Source organism: Photorhabdus sp. RM96S, from assembly GCF_042879335.1.
Lineage (GTDB): Bacteria > Pseudomonadota > Gammaproteobacteria > Enterobacterales > Enterobacteriaceae > Photorhabdus > Photorhabdus kayaii.
Genome location: NZ_JBHFKT010000160.1, coordinates 1 through 560, shown reverse-complemented (window position 1 = coordinate 560; position 560 = coordinate 1). Strand labels below are relative to the sequence as shown.

The 560-nt window shown below is 45.9% G+C and carries 1 protein-coding gene; it reads right to left on the bottom strand.

Going from position 1 to position 560, the window contains the following annotated elements; all coding sequences use genetic code 11:
* A partial coding sequence (locus ACGF49_RS24750) for a toxin VasX (protein WP_387493376.1) occupies window positions 1-545 on the bottom strand: 545 nt, incomplete at its 3' end.
* Window positions 546-560: the final 15 nt, after the last annotated feature.

Here is a 560-nt window from a genome sequence, read left to right as displayed (position 1 = left end):
TCCCGCTGACGGCCTACCGGGTCATGCAGAATTACAATCCGCGCCTGTTCATTCAGGTGCAGATAACTGTTGATTTCCCGGATAATTTTATCGGCGTCCATCTCATAGCTGTCCTGAGTGGTCAGCGTATCAATACTGACGTCAGCCAAATCCAGTTCATTGATGTCTTTTTCAATGATGGCCTTGATGTTGGCAAACTGCTCCTGCCGGATTTTGTAATCGACAATCAGTTTTCGAAAATATTTGTCTGAGGCGTTAACCGCAAAGGGGGATTGTTTCTGTTCGAGATTGATGAACTGCATGGTTTTCTGCCGCAGTTCAAGACTGTTGTCAATCTTAGCCAGTACTGAGGAGTGCCACGGGTGTTCACTGTAGGCGATACTGATATTGATGACATCTTTGGCGACAAACAGGAATGGATGACCTTCGCCCCGAATGCCCGGCTCAGGGATAAGCCCTTCACTGGCATCTCTGCGGTTGAGGAACATATATTTTTTAAATTTTTCTACCCGCTGTTTTTTGCCGTTAACCTCTTTCTCTGACACGCAGTATTTAAAGAT